A 15,164-nucleotide genomic window follows, 5' to 3' on the forward strand; every position below is an offset into this window, starting at 1 on the left:
AATTCCAGGCCGGTCAGGTCCAGATCCAGAGCACGGTTGCAGACTGAAACCAGCAGTGAACCGGCACTGGCGGTCAGGCGGGTACTTCCGTCAGACTGTTTTTCCGCAGTGGCCTGCGTTTTCAGATCAGTCAGGCAGATGACCGCACCTGCAAAACCCTCATCCGCAAACAAAGTGTTGGAGCCGTTTCCCAACAGATAGGTGCGCACACCGGTTTGCCGACAAAGCTCCAAGGTGCGGGTCAGTTCCACCACGGTGCGGGGCTTGCAGAAGACCGCAGCCGGACCGCCGATTTTGAAGGTGGTATGACGATTCAGCGGTTCATTGTAAATACAGGGCAGCGCCTGAGCGCCCATCGCATCCAGCAGATCGGCAATCGGCTTTTCAATCATGCTTGCCCTCCCCTTCTCAATTGTTATGCTCGATCCGGTCAGATCGAATCTGCCAATGCCGCAGCACCGATCACACCAGCATCGTTGCGCAGCACGCAAGCGGCAATGACCGGGTTACGGCCGGTGGTAATGTTATGGGTTTCCCGCTCCACATATTCGCGGACAGGCGCCAGCAGCACCTCACCTTGATTGGATACGCCGCCGCCAATACAGATAACTTCCGGCTGGAAGGTGTTGACCACGTTGGCAACACCGCAAGCAACATACTCCATCCAGGTTTCCACTACCTGCTTGCCGCAGGCGTCACCGGCCGCCATGGCGTCAAAAGCTGTTTTTGCATTGACGTGATCCAGGTCGCCGGCAATCTTCCACATGAGAGTATCGGGATTCTGCTTCATAGCTTCTTTGGTATCCTCGCTCAATGCGCGGGCCGAAGCATACCGCTCCCAACACCCACGCCGTCCACAGTTGCAAGGACGGCCGTCTTTGACAATAACAGTATGGCCCATCTCGCCGGCAGCAAAATTAAAACCACGGAGAATCTTGCCACCCAGGATGATGCCGCTTCCGATACCGGTGCCCAAAGTCACGATAACAGCATCCCGGTAACCCTTGGCGCCACCGGCCAGATATTCGCCGAAAGCGGCGGCATTGGCATCATTTTCTACATAGACCTTGCAGCCAAGCAATTGTTCCATGTCGGGACCGAGATTCCAGTCGTAATAGCCAAAGTTGGTGTTATATCCCACAAAGCCGGTGGTAAAATTCACGCTGCCCGGCGTACCGATACCTACGTAGGCTACCTGAGAAAAATCGATTTTGCCCTCTTTGGCCACGGCACGGCACAAATCTGCCAGCGCACGTTCCAGGTCGTCAGCCGGACGAGGCAGGCGGGTCGCCCAGGTAAGCTTGGCTACGATATGATAGGTTTCATCCACAAGTCCGGCGGTCATGGTAGTACCGCCAAGATCGATACCGATGGTGTACTGACTCATAGCAAAATGCCTCCTATTTCTTGCGCGCATCTCCGATGATGACGCTTCAATTCCGCAACCAGGTTTTCCACACTGGCATTTACGATCAGCTCTTCCGGAAAATCAATTTCCTCCACCAGCGCAAACAGGGCCGACATATTTTCCCGCAATTGCCGAACACTGTGCGCGTCGGTGTCCAAAGAAATCCGGCATCCATTTTTTAAGCAGGCTTTCAGCAGGGCGCGCATGTTGGGAATGCCGTCTTTTCTTACCTGAAAGGAGTTTCCGTTCAGTTCCACAACCTTATTGTTTCTGGCAAACGCCTTGGTCACCAGATCATAGTCATAACGGTAATGCTGCTGTTCCGAGTGTCCAATGCAGTCTACATAAGGATTTTCCGCTACCCCCAACCACAGACGATTGGCCTCTTTCTCGGTCAGCAATCCAGGGATACACGGGCTGTGGATCGAGGCAACCACCCAATCCTGAGTGGCCAGAATTCGGTCCGGCAGATCAAGTCCGCCTTTGGTATCCATAACATTGACTTCCACCCCGTATAACATGACCACGTTCCCGATCATGCGGGGCATGGTACTCCAGTTTCCAAAATGCCAGATATGGGGTGAATCAGGCATGGAAGGTGCGTGGTCGGTCAAAGCCATGGCACGATAACCCAGCTTTCCCGCCTCATCGGCCATTTCCAGCGCGGTATGAAAGGCATGGGTTGCACTAAGGGTGTGCGTATGAAGATCGGCAATTACTTGCATGCGGAATGGTTCCTCTTTCGTTTGAAAATGAATTAAAATCCTGTGATATCGTTTTGCAGGCCCAGGCTGTTCAACAGATCCTGTGCAGCATTGTAGCCCATTTCCTTCTGGCGGTTGTTGATGGCGGCCGTTTCCAGAATGACCGCCAGGTTCCGTCCAGGCATGACAGGGATCAGCATGCTGGGGACGTTAACCCCAAGAATATCATAACTGTCATGTTCCAGACCAGTGCGGTCGTAATTCTTGGTGCGCTCCCAGGGTTCCAGTTCCACCACCATTTCTACCTCAACACTGTTTTTGACAGCGCCGGCACCGAAAAGGCGGGCCACATTGATGATGCCAATTCCTCGCAGCTCGATGAAGTGACGAATATTCTCCGGCGCCATTCCCATGATTTTCCGGCTGGAAACCTTGCGCAATTCCACGGCATCGTCGGCAATCAGGCGATGCCCGCGTTTGACAAGCTCGATTGCAGTTTCGCTTTTACCTACCCCGGAATCGCCGAGAATCAAAATTCCCTCGCCGTAAACCTCCACCAGAACACCGTGACGGGTAATGCGCGGGGCCAATTCGGTGTTCAGAGTGGTGATCAGAGTAATCATCAGCACCGATGTCATCTCTTCGGAGAGAAGCAGCGGGACACCGTACTGCTTGGCAAACTCAAACATTTCAGGCGGTGGTGTCATGCCTCTGGATACGATTACGGCCGGAGGAACAAAGGAAAACAGTTTTTCCAGATGCGTGCGGCGGATAGCGGGATCCAGCTCTTCCAGGTACGAAAGCTCGGTCAGACCAATGATCTGGATTCGCGTATTGTCAAAATACTGGTAGTATCCAGCCAGCATAATGCCGGGACGATAGACTTCCGCAGAATAGACCTTGATCTCTTTCAGATCTTTGGGGGTGTAGGCGATTGCCAGATTGGATTCTTCTGCCAGCTTGGCCAGAGTTACAGAAAATTGCGCCACGGATGTTTCTCCCCTTTCAAAAAACGATATGCGGCAATGCCGGCGGCCTTGCCATATTTATTAATTATTATACCGTAAGCCCTAATCTTTGTACAGAGAAGACGTATCCAAATCCCTATAAAATTCAGCCATGCAAAAGCGAAGAAAATCCATGACGGACTTTTCCGTCCAGCCAGTACAGCGTGGCAGAGGCCAAAGCCGTAAACACCAGGTAAGCGCCAAAGAGCAATGCGGTATCCCGGCGGGAAAGGGCTCCCAGATCAAAACCTTCTACCAGACGCAGGATGATCACATGGTGTACCAGAAAGACAGCGTAGGAGTATTTTCCCAGCAATGCGCACAGGCGTTTTACGGGGCCAAAAGCTATTGCATCCGCCGCTATGACAAGCACAACAAATACAACGGCACCAAAAAGGGCACACACGATCTTGGTGTCCCACGCTCCGAGTAACGTCTGCAGTGCCAGCAATACGGCTGCCGCTGCAGCGAGAAGAATTTGCCGCCTGTGGGAAAGTCCCACGACCAGCATTCCAAAGAAAAATTCCGGCAAATGGATGGCCACCAACCGGGCATCCCATCCTGCCAGATGAATTGAGCTCCCGACGGCACAGGTCACAGCAAAAGTCAGCCATGGGTGTTTGCGGTACCCATACAGCAAAATCGGAAAAAGCAGATACAAAAAAAGGATGCTGCCCAGGAACCATTCACCAACACAGGCAAAATCCTGTCCCACCCAGCCTGCGGCGACCGCAAAGTTATCAAGGCCCAGCACCGTCAGGATCAAAGTGATTGTTCTGGCACCAGCGTAGTAACCTGGTCTGGCCACGAAACGGATGGAAAAGCAGATGACCCAAGCAAGCCAGAACATGGGATATACGGCCCGGAATCTCTTTTTATAAAAAGAAACGGTTTCAAAGTGTTCCGGCGCGGTATAACAAAGAGAAGCACCGGAGACGATGAAGAAAAGTGTGGAGCCGAAATCTCCCAGATAGATGCCAAAGGGCAGCGTGCTGGTAAACAGTTGATGGGGCAGAGTAAAATAGCCTGTAACCGAGGCATTGAAATGGATGATCAGAATACTGATCAGGGCCACAGCGCGGATCAGATCAAGGTAAAACAGGCGGGGCTTCTTCATTCGTCGGCCTCCTTGGGGTCCAGTATTGCATGCTTGATTCGGCGCACGAAAATTTTCCCGGCGCCGCCCGATGTCTGTACCTGCCAAAGCAAAGCGTGGTACACATCGGCACGGGCAGCCATTTGACTACTCATTTCGGCATCCGCACTGTAAAAACCATTTTTCTGTGCCAGAAGCGGCAAAAGCCAAAAGTCTTTATGGCTGCGCAGCGGCGGCAATCCTTTTGGAAAAGCAGATCCTCTCACCAACAGGATACCTCCGTTTGGAACAGGCAGCGGTTGATTTTCTTCCATAGGCAGCTGCAAATCCAGGTCGGCCATGGATCTTCTCAGGGCTGACAGATCATTTTTCCAAAGGCGGTATCGAGCACGGGCGTATTCGGGATACAGTGGCATGGCCGGTCCCAAAACTCCCAGCATGGGATGCTCTCCAAACAGATTCACGGCTGCGCAGAGCAGAGACCCGGACCAGCACAATTCTTGTTCATACAAGCGTAGTGTCGGTTGCTGAAACAGGCTCGTCGGCAGACAATAAATGGAATCAGCAGAAAGTTTTACTCCGTTTTGCAGCTCTTCGGGCGTCAGGATAACGGGTGGCTCACTTTTAGTCCCTTCTTGCAGCTGATAGTGCCAATGCAGATTTTGTGCCATTGCCGTCAATGGGTGGGCCGGAAGCAGGCTGGCAATCAGTTCATCCACGGGGAATGAAGTTTCCTGCTTCAGATACCGATACAAAGTGGAGGCAGCCTGACCATCGGTCCGCCGCAGTTCGTCGGCATACGGAGTAAAAAAACTGCGGCGCTTGAAGAAAGGACATCTGTGCGTCACAATTAGATCCTTGGGGCAGGCCATAATGGGATTTACAAAAATCCCACGATACGCCGTTTTGTCCAAAAAGGTATCCCACTTATACCCCAGATCAGAAAAATGAGCTGTAAAACGGGTTTCGTGGCGGCGGACAGAATCCTCGTAACTTTTGGGAAGCTGCATGTCCTGCCAGTACGTCAAAAAGTCATCGTACATGCGGCGACGCACCGCAATGAAGTGGGACTGTATATGCTCCGGAACCAGTCCGTGTGCACCGAAACGACGGCTGCGCATGGCATAGTGTCGGCTCAGTCCCCAGAAATCCAGGTCGGACCTGGTATCCATCCTGGAAAACATTTCCTGCAATGGTGTGACCGGTCCGGCCAACGTATAATTCATCAGGATCACTTCGTCAAACGTGTCCAGGGCTGAGCGGCCGATATGCAGCAGCGCAGCACGATAGGCGCCTACATCCAATCCTTCGTTTTCCCGCTCCAGAAAAGAAATTTTATTTTCTGTAAGCCAGCAACGCGCGGACGAAGACAAAGTTCCATTATGTACAAACAATAGAACCCGGGCCTGCTCCCGCATGGCTTGCACCGCAAAACGGCAGGCCGTATCGGCCTGCCCGTGGGGGTCATAATGGAAGTAGATCACAAGTCTGTTGTTTGTGACAGATGTCAGTGTATCACTCTTCATACGGTGCACCATGCGGCCCGAACACTGCACGTTTGGCGTGCATCATACTCCAATACACGCCTTCCGGCAGCCGGTCACGCAGCCAGTTCCGGGTACGACGCCGCCGGCTGTTGGAGTAAGGTCCGTAGGTATGAAACAGACCAAAATATTTCTTGCTGGAAAAAGCAACGGCAGCCTGAGCCGCATTGCCGAAGGTGGTGCAGTTGAATACACGCGCCAAGGGACGGATCAGGCCGGATGCATATGCCTGCATGGCATCGCAGCGGCTGACGGCAAACTCGGTGCTCATTACCTGGGCGGGATAATACCCGGCCCCCTGCGCCACAAAGGGGTAGATACGTTCAATGGCGTGACTGATGGTCCCGTCCTGAGGCAGTGGTTCCGGCGGGAAATCTTCATGCTTCCACCCATGGTCAAACAGAGGCGCCAGCGCGGTCGGACGGAACCAGAAAACACTGCCGAACGGTGCAAGGGGCGCTTTTTCGCCCGACATAGGAACATGCAGGCCTAGGGTTTTGGCCAATTGTTTGGTATTGTCAAAATTCGGCCCCCACCCGTTAGAACACATGTTCATAAAATACAGTCCATGTGTGGGGAACGGCGGGCACAAAATCCCCAGCCGGGGATCTTTCTCGAACTCACAGAGGATATTCAGCACATGGTCCGCGTTTTTGCAGATGTTCTCATTGCAAACATATCCGAAACTGGCACCCACACTGCCGGGTTTTGTCTGAATGGCTTTCTTGTCGTGCATGAAGCAGGCATAGTCATATCCTTTCAGATAAGGCGCCAGATCACACAGGAAAGCGCCCACATCCCGACCACGGTTCTCCACCGTCAGGACTGTGACACTGTGAAGGGGCAATTTGGAAAATGCTTCTTCGATCTGCTGCTTCTTTTCCTCGGTATTCGTAGAAATGAAAACATCCGTTTCTGGAGGCATATTGCGGGCGAAGTCCATGCTTTGCGGCAGCATATCCATAAAATACAGATGCATGGCCAGTGCAATGCGCCGTGTCTTGCGAATATCCTGTGCACAGTTCGGATCTTGCAGAGTGGGCATAATCAGGCGAGTCAGCCCCAGGTCACGGGTAAAGTCGTACGGATGCATGGTCCGTATCATGTTGGACCACAGGAGTTCCAGCGGATAGGAAGTGTGATCCCGCAGATAGGCATACAATTCCCGCGCAGGTTCTCCGGCCGTATCGTTGAGATACGCTTCGTATTCATGCATAAAGCTGCGGCGCTTGAACAAGGGGCATTTTTTATCCCGCAGCAACCGGGTCGGGCAGACAAGAAGCGGGTAATCGGTAAAATCCTTCAGATCATCTGTCTTTACATAGACATCCCACTTGTACCCTTTGTCCGCAAACATCTTGGTGAACACAGCTTCATACCGCTGGACAGAGTCGGTATAGCCGTTGATCATGGGCATTTCATCCCAATACTTCTGCAGATCCGGCGACTGGACAAACCGTTTCCGGTAAACCATAAAATGAGACTGAATGTGTACAGGCAGGAAATCATAAATGTGTTTTCCCTTGAAAGGATTGCCCTCTGCCCCATGATGAATGCTCAAGCCCCAAAAATCCAGATCCTGATTTTCGGCCATCGCGTCAAACATTTCCTTCAATGGCCGGACGGGCCCCATCAGAGTGGAGTTGGTCATGACGATTTCGTCAAATTCACTCAGCTTTGCCCAGCCGTATTGATCCAGCGCGGTTTTATATGCCCATACATCCAGACCTTTGTTTTCCCGGACAATAATATTGTCGGTAAAGCGGCTGAATGCCTTGCGCCCCTGCTCGCTGAGTTTGCCATTGCAGACCACAACCAGTTCACTGAGGTTTTTGGCAAGGTCGTTCAGATAGTAAACAAGAAAATCGTCTACATAGCCTTGCTTTTCGAAGAAGAAGAAGATTCCCAGTCGTTTCATGGAGCATCCTTTCCGTTTGCATTATCCGTTCAGGCCGGCATCCTGCATGATCTGTTCAATTTCAGTTGGGTCGCCCCAGACACCGGGGCTGTCATACGGGCGATCGGGAAATGCACCGTAATCCAATTTGATTTTATAGTTTTTGTCTTTCAGAAACTGTTCCACACGCTGTGCCAACGAAATTGGCTTACCGGTGCAGACATTGATGATTCCGTCAATTTTCTCCTGGACGCTGGCGGCCACAATCATGCGGGCCAACTCATCCACGTCGATGAAATCATAAAGATTTTTCCCGCTGGTGAACGGGAAGGTCTTTTTCCCATCCAACTCCGCCTGTGTGATTTTGGCGAAAATGGAACTGCCGTGGGCCTCATCGCCGGTGATGTAGTACGCGCGCAGCCAATGCAGACGACAGTTGGTCTCTGCCAAGGACAGCATCAGACTTTGACGAAGGGCGTTTTTGGCAATGCCGTATTGGCTCTGCGGATTGCAGGGCGTATCGGCCTTGATCGGACCTTCCCAGTACCCCACTTCATGCATGGTGCCCATGACGGACAAGGAAGGCAGACCGCCCGCAGCCATATTGTTCAGAAATACTACATGGTTGGAAAGGTCTTTCATATGGCTGGAAGCATTGTGGCGGAAACCATCACGCCATGCCATATGAATGCACACATCAGGGCTGCCCAGTGCACGGTAGATTCCCTTGTCGCCACTGAAAATAGGCACATCGCAGAATTCAGCGCGTTCATCCACGCCCTTGAAGGCAAAATCAGCTGCGATAACCTGATACCCCATATCCAGAGCGGTTTTCACAACATGACGTCCAATATATCCGGCAGCACCGGTGACGAGAATTTTTTTCATTTTAAAAGTTTCTCCTCCTTGTTCGGAAGATAGGGGTATAAACCCTCTGCGTGGGTAGCAAACAGAAAAAGTGCTACCGCTTGCTTTTTATTGTGCCCTGCCACACGTAAAAAGTCAAGTGTGTCGTTTCCGCCGGTATCGCGCAACGCCTTTCTCAACGCCCGCCACGATCGGCGGCAAACCGCACCCGATGCCTGACTATCCCGCAGCTGATGCATCAGGAATGTAACAAATTCCGCCCTGCGGGCAGCCCAAACTCGGTTGTATCCTTCCGGCTCGCAGCGTTTCCTGGCTGCACGGTTTTCCGCTTCCACCCAAGCCGGCAGAGTCTGACTACGGCCGACCACAGCGCGAATGGTGGCGGCAGAGGTACTGTCAGAGCGTTCGTAGTGGCGATAAAAGGGAGTTGGCTCAAACACAGCACTGGCATTTCGGGCATACACTTCTGCATTAAAGAGAAAATCTTCCAGACCGAAACGGCAGCGCTCATCAAATCGAATTTCTTTCACCGTCTCCAGACGATAAAAAGCGTTCCAAACGAATTGCGGCCCGCTGTTTGCCAAAAAGTCCAGATAAGAGTCAGCATTCTGTCCCGGAGCCAGACGGCAGAATGTCCCGACTGCATGTGGCAGCGTAACCATATAGCCAGCCTGAGTCTGTCGCTGCAGCTCATAACCACCGCGCACAACATCAGCGTTGGTCTGTGAGATCAATTCTTTTGCTTTCTGCAGTGTGTCCGGCAGATAGCGGTCATCATCGTCACAAAAGCCGATATACTTTCCGCGCGCCTGTGTCAAGCCACTGTTTCGTGCCGCACAGATGCCGCTGTTCTTTTGTGAAAAGACACGTACGCGGGAATCCTGTTCTGCCAAACGCTGGCACAGATCACTGCTGCCGTCGCGAGAACCATCATCCACAAGAAGCAATTCCAAATCCTGTACCGATTGACTGAGAATACTGTTGGCGGCCGCAGATAAGGTTTCTGCTGCATTATATACGGGGATGATGATACTGAACAGCGGTTGCTGCATCCTTGTCACCTTCCATGTTTGCTTTTTAACATTTCATAGAGCCGCGCATACGGAAGCGGCAGCCGTATGGCCTCTTTCAAAAAGGCATTTTTCCATCTTGCCTGACGTAAATCCTGCACAAAGGTTTTTGGTCGTTTCAAATACAGGCGCATATTTTTAGGTGCCGCCAACGTCCAGGTATCGCCGTCTTCCACCCTGATTGTGCCCAGCTCACAAATATCATTGTGTGTCGGATTCCGAACAAGGTCCAGATACGCCTGTGTCAGCATATCGACGGGCATTTCTGACTTCCACCAGAAGCTGGCACGCCAGACGCGGGCAAATTCCAGTGCAGAACGCTGAACACGAAGGATACGTTCATCAAACTGTGTCTGTTCCAAGCGGGGAATGATCTTTCCCTGGCGCTCTTTATAGCCGGCAGTGGCGCCGCAAGGTTCTGAAATGAGGCGCTCCAGCATTGGCTGCCCGACCCAATACCAAAGGGGAGCCGGATTGCCGTGAAACAAAAAGGCCTGCGCCCGCTCTTCCGGCAGAACCTGATGCAAGCGGGAATCGCACGCCAAACAAACCCCTTGCATTTCAACATTGCAAAGATTTTCCAGAATATGCTGGGTGGTGCCGCCGCTTCCGATGTCCACCAAAACAGGGGGCTCTTCCTGCAGTTTATTCTGGCGCAGGTAAGCCCGGATCAGTTCCGCCTGCTCCCGAACCGTGGCCCCGGCTGTAGTTTTGCTTAAAGCCGCAAGGCTTAACAGCTGCTCTTTGACCGCGGCAGACAGGGGCCTGGTGCGCAGATCCACACTCTGCCGTACGTTGGCGCCATGCAGATCAGCAGAGGTATCAAATCCGCAATAATCCAGGACCTGACCGATTGTCATTACCTGCCGTGGCAGTGCATCTGCCAGAAGTTGCAATCCCTCGTCATTCATGGGACGCTGCAGCAGTGCAGGGCACAGACTGCGCCGGGAAACCTTGAGATAATCGGTTGGCTCTCCGTACAAAGTATGATAAATCTGCCGCACGAGATACATATCCCGCGCTAAAAACACCAGGCGTTTTTTTCCGGATTCACCAAATTCTTTGTGCAGCCATATGGCAAACGCCGTAAGCAACGGGCCAATTACGGAGAAGCCCAATATATCCAGTTCGGTTTCTTCGGGAAGACGATTCCGTACAAATGCCTGAAACGCGCCCTGACGCACATCCGTCGCCCGTGGATAATGGGAAGACAAATGAGGCGGTGAAACCAGAACCCCACGAATTCCCGCCAGTGCAGCCCCTGCAATATCCACCCGGGGATCATTGCCTACAAACAGGACCTGCGAAGCGGTCAAATTGTTTTCCTCGAGAAACAGGCGGAATAATTTTCCGGAACGTTTCTGTACCCCATATTCCGAAGAAACGTAAATACCGTTGAGAAAATCGAAGCCGCATTGTTCCAGCAAGGCCGAAACCTGTTGGGAGGAAAGGTACATATCAGAAATGGCATACAGCACTTTCCCCTGCTCGTGAAGAGCTTTTGCGGTACGCAAAAGAAGACGGTTTGGAACTGCCACACGGAGTTCAGCCTCGAATTCGGCAATCGGATCAATTCCCTGCAGCGGCGGCTGGTCATAAATCTCTGCCAGGGTCACCTCTTGCCCCGCCGTGCGGGCCATTGCCTCCGCTTCCCTGCGTTTGCGGGCAAATCCCTGCGGCGCCAGACCGATTTGTTCCATCAGTACAAATAAATCGGACGGAGAACCTGTATCGCGGAACAAAAGTGTGTCAAACACGTCAAATGCCACAACATCATAAGATTCAGCGGCCTTGATCAATTTTTGTTCCAGCTGTTGCATTGTTCTCCGTCCTGCAGTTTATTCTTCAATTTTATGTATGGGAGGATTAAATCTGACTCCCGCGGCAAATCCCTTCCAAATAATCGCCAGCCGTTCTTTTCGCCTGCCGCTCTTGCTGATCAGCACCTGGGCACTGTGCCAGCTGAATTTGGCAAGAATCCATAACCAGCCAATCAAGCCTTCGCGACGGTAAAGATAAACATCATTTCGATAAAAATAGCGATACCGGTCCCATCTGGCAGGAACATCGGCTGCTATATTGACCACGGTAGAATTTTGCATGGCATGCACTACCCGACTATCCGAAACGGTAAAACATGGCAAGAGGCGGGAAATGCGTCTGGTATATTCCCAATCATCTGACCATATAAAGAATTCCGCAATGGGCAGTCCGACGCGTTGCACCGTCCGGCTGCGGACGAACAGTGACACAAAACTGGCCATCACACTGGGAACGCGGGGCTGTTCATATCCATCGATATCCAGATACGGTGTCTTACGCTGGCGGTTCATGGGCTGGTCGGCTCCTTCTGGGGTCAATGCCCGGGAAGACAACCACCCGTATTCCCCTTTCAGACTGGCATCTGCCCGCAAAAGCGCCTCCAAAGCTCCCGGTTCCGGCAAGGTATCATCATCCATGATCCAAAGATATTCATATCCTGCCCGTACGGCGGTCTGAATTCCATAAGAGAAGCCTCCGGCGCCCCCCAGATTACGGCCGGTATTGTGATAGAAAATTTGCGGTAAGGCCAGCTGGCGGACAGCCGCCTCGGTACCGTCCGTGCTGGCATTGTCAAACACCAGAACATCCAGCTCGGGCTGATTCTGGGCATGCAAGGCCTGGAGGCAACGGCATAAAAGTTCCTTACGGTTGTAGGTAACAACAACCGCGGCGATTTTTCCGGTTTGCATCATCAATCCTTTTTGGGAAAGAGCTTGCGCATCAGGAACGCCGTTCCTTTGCGTAGCCACCGCTGACTTTCCATATGAAGAACTTCCAATTCTTCATAAGAGATATTATTTGTGATCAGCCACGCATCCAAAAGGCGCTCACTGACAAAACCAAACACCCGCTTGTCGTTGGCGGTGTAATTGGAGATATCCAGCTCTTTTTCCAGCTCAAACAGAATATCAAACAACCAGGAGCAATAATGGCCAAGCAGCTCCCGCTTCATGATAAACATATTAAAGTGATGCCCGTGCGTTTTGGACATGTAAAGATCATATGCGGGCAAATACTCAGGACACTTGCGTTCAATGATGGCGCGCGTTACCTCCAGGTCCTGTTTGTGATGCGCATGAATGTACTGGGTGTAGTTTGTTTCAATGTAGTAATGCCGTTCACGGGGCAGAATGACATTGGTCGTTGCCAGAATAGTGTTCAGTTCTTCGTGTCCGATGACACGGCGCTTCTTGGAAGCAAAACGATTTTGGCGACTGGAAAAATAGCGCCGATAGTGCACAATTCCGATATAATCGGCATCCAAATTTTTCCAGGCCCAGTACAAACCGGTCAGCTCACAGAAATTCCAGTTTTTTTCGGAAATATTTTCTCCTGTATCATCACCGGTATATCCAATATCAGGATGGATGGCATGCCCCATCTGTACCGGCAGATACATAGGATCATCCGGTATCCAGTACGGCTTATGCGTCGCAATAATAATCTTCGTTTCCAAAGTGTTCCCCGCTTACGGTATACGTCCGCGGGTACACCGCGGCGTTATTTGTTCCGCCTATATGCCCTGCAGGCACATAACGGCCATTTTTAATAAGTATACCGCGTTTTTGCCAGAAAGCAAGTTACAGATATGTAAACAGTTGGCTATCCTGTGCAAGTATCAGGAATCCGAAGCCTCTTCAGCCTCCAGCTGTTCTTGTTCTTCCGCGAGTTTTTCCCATCTGTCAAAGAGTTCCTGCTGATGAAAACGGGCATCATCCAGTTCATCGCATTTATCCCGCAGCAAAAGATGATCTTTCAATACCTCGGGATCATTGATTTCATTCTCCAGTTCAACAATATGTGCGCCCAATTCTTCGATTTTGTTTTCCAAATCCCGGATGCTGTTTCGCAATTCGGCGCGGCGACGGCGCTGCTCTTTTCCATAGCCGGGTCGCGCGGAACGTTCTTCTTTGTTGGGCTGTTTTGGAGTTTCTGCTCCGGAAGACGCCGCATGCAAAGCGGCAAAATCCCGGTACATGACAGCGTTTCCATCTTCCAGATGCAGAATGGGGCAGCCAAGAGTCTGCATCAGATAACGGTCATGCGTTACCAACACCAAAGTACCAGTGTATGCGGCCAGAGCGTTTGTCAGACTTTCCCGCATATAGATGTCCAGGTGGTTGGTTGGCTCGTCCAAAAACATAAGATTCGGACGTTCCAGCACCAGTTCCGAAAAGCGAAGGCGGGCAAGCTCGCCGCCGGACAAAGTTGCGCAATCTTTGAACACTTCTTCCCCGCGATATCCGAAGCGGGCCAAATGGCTTCGGACTTCCAGCTCCGTAAAACGGGGATACTGATTCCAGATGGCATCAATTACCCGCCCTGCGCGTCGGGCCTGCTGCTGGGTAAAGATACCGATCTTTGCACCAGACCCCAGACGCACCATGCCGCCGGACGGACGGCGTTTACCATCCAGGACCTGCAGCAAGGTGGACTTGCCGGCGCCGTTCGGTCCGGCAATCACCAACTTGTCGCCCCGATGAACGGTATAATCAAAGGGATGCAGAAGTGTCCGTTCTCCGATGCGGATGGTCAGTCCTTTCATAATAACAAGTTCATCATAGGGCTCAATGTCATATTCAAACCGGAAGTTAAGATCCCGCCCCTGGCGCTGCGGCGCATCCACAATTTCCAGCTTTTCCAGCTGTTTACGGCGGCTTTGTGCCATTTTTGTTGTGGAGGCACGCACCAGATTGCGATCGATGTATTCCTGCAGCTTGGCTGCTTTTTCGACGGCTGCATCGTGCATCTTCTGCTGCCGTTCATCGGCCGCTTCCCTCTGCGGTAAATAAGCGGAGTAATTTCCTTTGTAGGTCAGAATAGTCTTGCCGGCCAACTCCCAGATCCTTGTACAGACCGCATCGAGAAAATAGCGGTCATGGCTCACGACCAGAACGGCACCACGATAGGTTTTGAGATAGTTTTCCAGCCACTCCATCGTCTCGAGATCCAGATGGTTGGTGGGCTCATCCAGAATCAAGATATCCGGTCTTTCCAGCAGGAGACGGGCCAGACGCAGGCGCGTCTGTTCTCCGCCGGACAGGACCCCTGCCTTTTTTGCCCAGGTGTCTGCGGGGAATCCCATTCCGTTGAGTACCTTCTTGATCTGGGTATCCATATTATAGGCGTCCAGAGCATCAATCACAGCAGTACAATGCGCAATGCGCTCTTCCACTTCCGGATCGTGGGGCAGGGCCAGCTGCTTCTGCAGCCCTTCCATTTCTTCCATCGCTTGCAGAGCGGGCGCGAAAGCAAGCTTCATGGTTTCGTAAATATCCTTTTCCGGGTCCAGGTGTCCGGACTGTTCCAGGTATCCGCAGGTAACACCGGACGCAAACACTGCATCCCCTGTATCCGGCTGACTTTCCTGGCAAAGGATACGAAGAAGCGTTGTTTTTCCAGTCCCGTTTGCACCAATGATCCCGATTCGATCGCCGCGTTCCACCCCTGCCGTTATGCCGGCCAGAACCTCGTGCTCTCCAAAACTTTTCCCAAGGTTCTGAAGTTCAATCAACATGATGATTTCAA

12 protein-coding genes and 1 pseudogene are annotated in these 15,164 nt (G+C 52.0%); all 13 read right to left on the reverse strand.

Going from position 1 to position 15,164, the window contains the following annotated elements:
- Positions 1-392, reverse strand: a pseudogene (locus Q0K17_RS00570) (UDP-N-acetylenolpyruvoylglucosamine reductase); the annotation flags it as partial.
- A 38-nt stretch (positions 393-430) separates the two neighbouring features.
- Positions 431-1,387: an ROK family protein gene (locus tag Q0K17_RS00575; protein WP_294538537.1), complete on the reverse strand. Its 957-nt coding sequence runs from the start codon at positions 1,385-1,387 to the stop codon at positions 431-433.
- Entirely contained in the window at positions 1,384-2,133 is a 750-nt protein-coding gene (locus Q0K17_RS00580) for a phosphatase (protein ID WP_294538540.1), read from the reverse strand. Before Q0K17_RS00580 ends, Q0K17_RS00575 begins: the two co-directional genes overlap by 4 nt.
- A gap of 32 nt (positions 2,134-2,165) precedes the next feature.
- On the reverse strand, positions 2,166-3,101 hold the full coding sequence (hprK, locus tag Q0K17_RS00585) for an HPr(Ser) kinase/phosphatase (RefSeq protein ID WP_204647103.1): 936 nt from the start codon (positions 3,099-3,101) through the stop codon (positions 2,166-2,168).
- Positions 3,102-3,225: 124 nt separating this feature from the next.
- Positions 3,226-4,236 (reverse strand): acyltransferase family protein, encoded by a 1,011-nt coding sequence (locus Q0K17_RS00590; protein WP_294538546.1) that lies wholly within the window; start codon positions 4,234-4,236, stop codon positions 3,226-3,228.
- Positions 4,233-5,699 carry a rhamnan synthesis F family protein gene (locus Q0K17_RS00595; protein WP_294538550.1) on the reverse strand — a complete coding sequence of 489 codons (1,467 nt, stop codon included), beginning with the start codon at positions 5,697-5,699 and terminating at the stop codon, positions 4,233-4,235. The genes Q0K17_RS00590 and Q0K17_RS00595 overlap by 4 nt, the downstream gene beginning before the upstream one ends.
- A gap of 31 nt (positions 5,700-5,730) precedes the next feature.
- Entirely contained in the window at positions 5,731-7,677 is a 1,947-nt protein-coding gene (locus Q0K17_RS00600) for a rhamnan synthesis F family protein (protein ID WP_294538552.1), read from the reverse strand.
- Positions 7,678-7,698: 21 nt separating this feature from the next.
- The gene (locus tag Q0K17_RS00605) at positions 7,699-8,544 is read right to left on the reverse strand and encodes an NAD(P)-dependent oxidoreductase (protein ID WP_294538554.1); all 846 of its coding nucleotides are present in this window, start codon (positions 8,542-8,544) and stop codon (positions 7,699-7,701) included.
- Positions 8,541-9,575, reverse strand: coding sequence for a glycosyltransferase (locus tag Q0K17_RS00610; RefSeq protein WP_294538557.1), 1,035 nt, complete (start codon positions 9,573-9,575; stop codon positions 8,541-8,543). The genes Q0K17_RS00605 and Q0K17_RS00610 overlap by 4 nt, the downstream gene beginning before the upstream one ends.
- Positions 9,576-9,580: 5 nt before the next feature.
- A complete protein-coding gene (locus Q0K17_RS00615; protein WP_294538559.1) occupies positions 9,581-11,413 on the reverse strand; it encodes an HAD family hydrolase in 1,833 nt (610 codons plus the stop codon).
- Between the two features lie 18 nt (positions 11,414-11,431).
- Entirely contained in the window at positions 11,432-12,385 is a 954-nt protein-coding gene (locus Q0K17_RS00620; protein WP_294538561.1) for a glycosyltransferase family 2 protein, read from the reverse strand.
- The gene (locus tag Q0K17_RS00625; RefSeq protein ID WP_294538564.1) at positions 12,328-13,092 is read right to left on the reverse strand and encodes a DUF4422 domain-containing protein; all 765 of its coding nucleotides are present in this window, start codon (positions 13,090-13,092) and stop codon (positions 12,328-12,330) included. Before Q0K17_RS00625 ends, Q0K17_RS00620 begins: the two co-directional genes overlap by 58 nt.
- A 162-nt stretch (positions 13,093-13,254) precedes the next feature.
- Positions 13,255-15,153 (reverse strand): ABC-F family ATP-binding cassette domain-containing protein, encoded by a 1,899-nt coding sequence (locus Q0K17_RS00630; protein WP_294538567.1) that lies wholly within the window; start codon positions 15,151-15,153, stop codon positions 13,255-13,257.
- Between the last annotated feature and the right edge of the window lie 11 nt (positions 15,154-15,164).

Source organism: uncultured Gemmiger sp. (assembly GCA_944388105.1).
In the GTDB taxonomy this organism is placed as follows: domain Bacteria; phylum Bacillota; class Clostridia; order Oscillospirales; family Ruminococcaceae; genus Gemmiger.

What these genes read in the sequence shown, in the direction of transcription:
- Q0K17_RS00575 (WP_294538537.1), bottom strand. Translation starts at nt 1,387, where the DNA reads ATGAGTCAGTACACCATCGGTATCGATCTTGGCGGTACTACCATGACC.
- Q0K17_RS00580 (WP_294538540.1), bottom strand. Translation starts at nt 2,133, where the DNA reads ATGCAAGTAATTGCCGATCTTCATACGCACACCCTTAGTGCAACCCAT.
- Q0K17_RS00590 (WP_294538546.1), bottom strand. Translation starts at nt 4,236, where the DNA reads ATGAAGAAGCCCCGCCTGTTTTACCTTGATCTGATCCGCGCTGTGGCC.
- Q0K17_RS00600 (WP_294538552.1), bottom strand. Translation starts at nt 7,677, where the DNA reads ATGAAACGACTGGGAATCTTCTTCTTCTTCGAAAAGCAAGGCTATGTA.
- Q0K17_RS00605 (WP_294538554.1), bottom strand. Translation starts at nt 8,544, where the DNA reads ATGAAAAAAATTCTCGTCACCGGTGCTGCCGGATATATTGGACGTCAT.
- Q0K17_RS00610 (WP_294538557.1), bottom strand. Translation starts at nt 9,575, where the DNA reads ATGCAGCAACCGCTGTTCAGTATCATCATCCCCGTATATAATGCAGCA.
- Q0K17_RS00615 (WP_294538559.1), bottom strand. Translation starts at nt 11,413, where the DNA reads ATGCAACAGCTGGAACAAAAATTGATCAAGGCCGCTGAATCTTATGAT.
- Q0K17_RS00630 (WP_294538567.1), bottom strand. Translation starts at nt 15,153, where the DNA reads ATGTTGATTGAACTTCAGAACCTTGGGAAAAGTTTTGGAGAGCACGAG.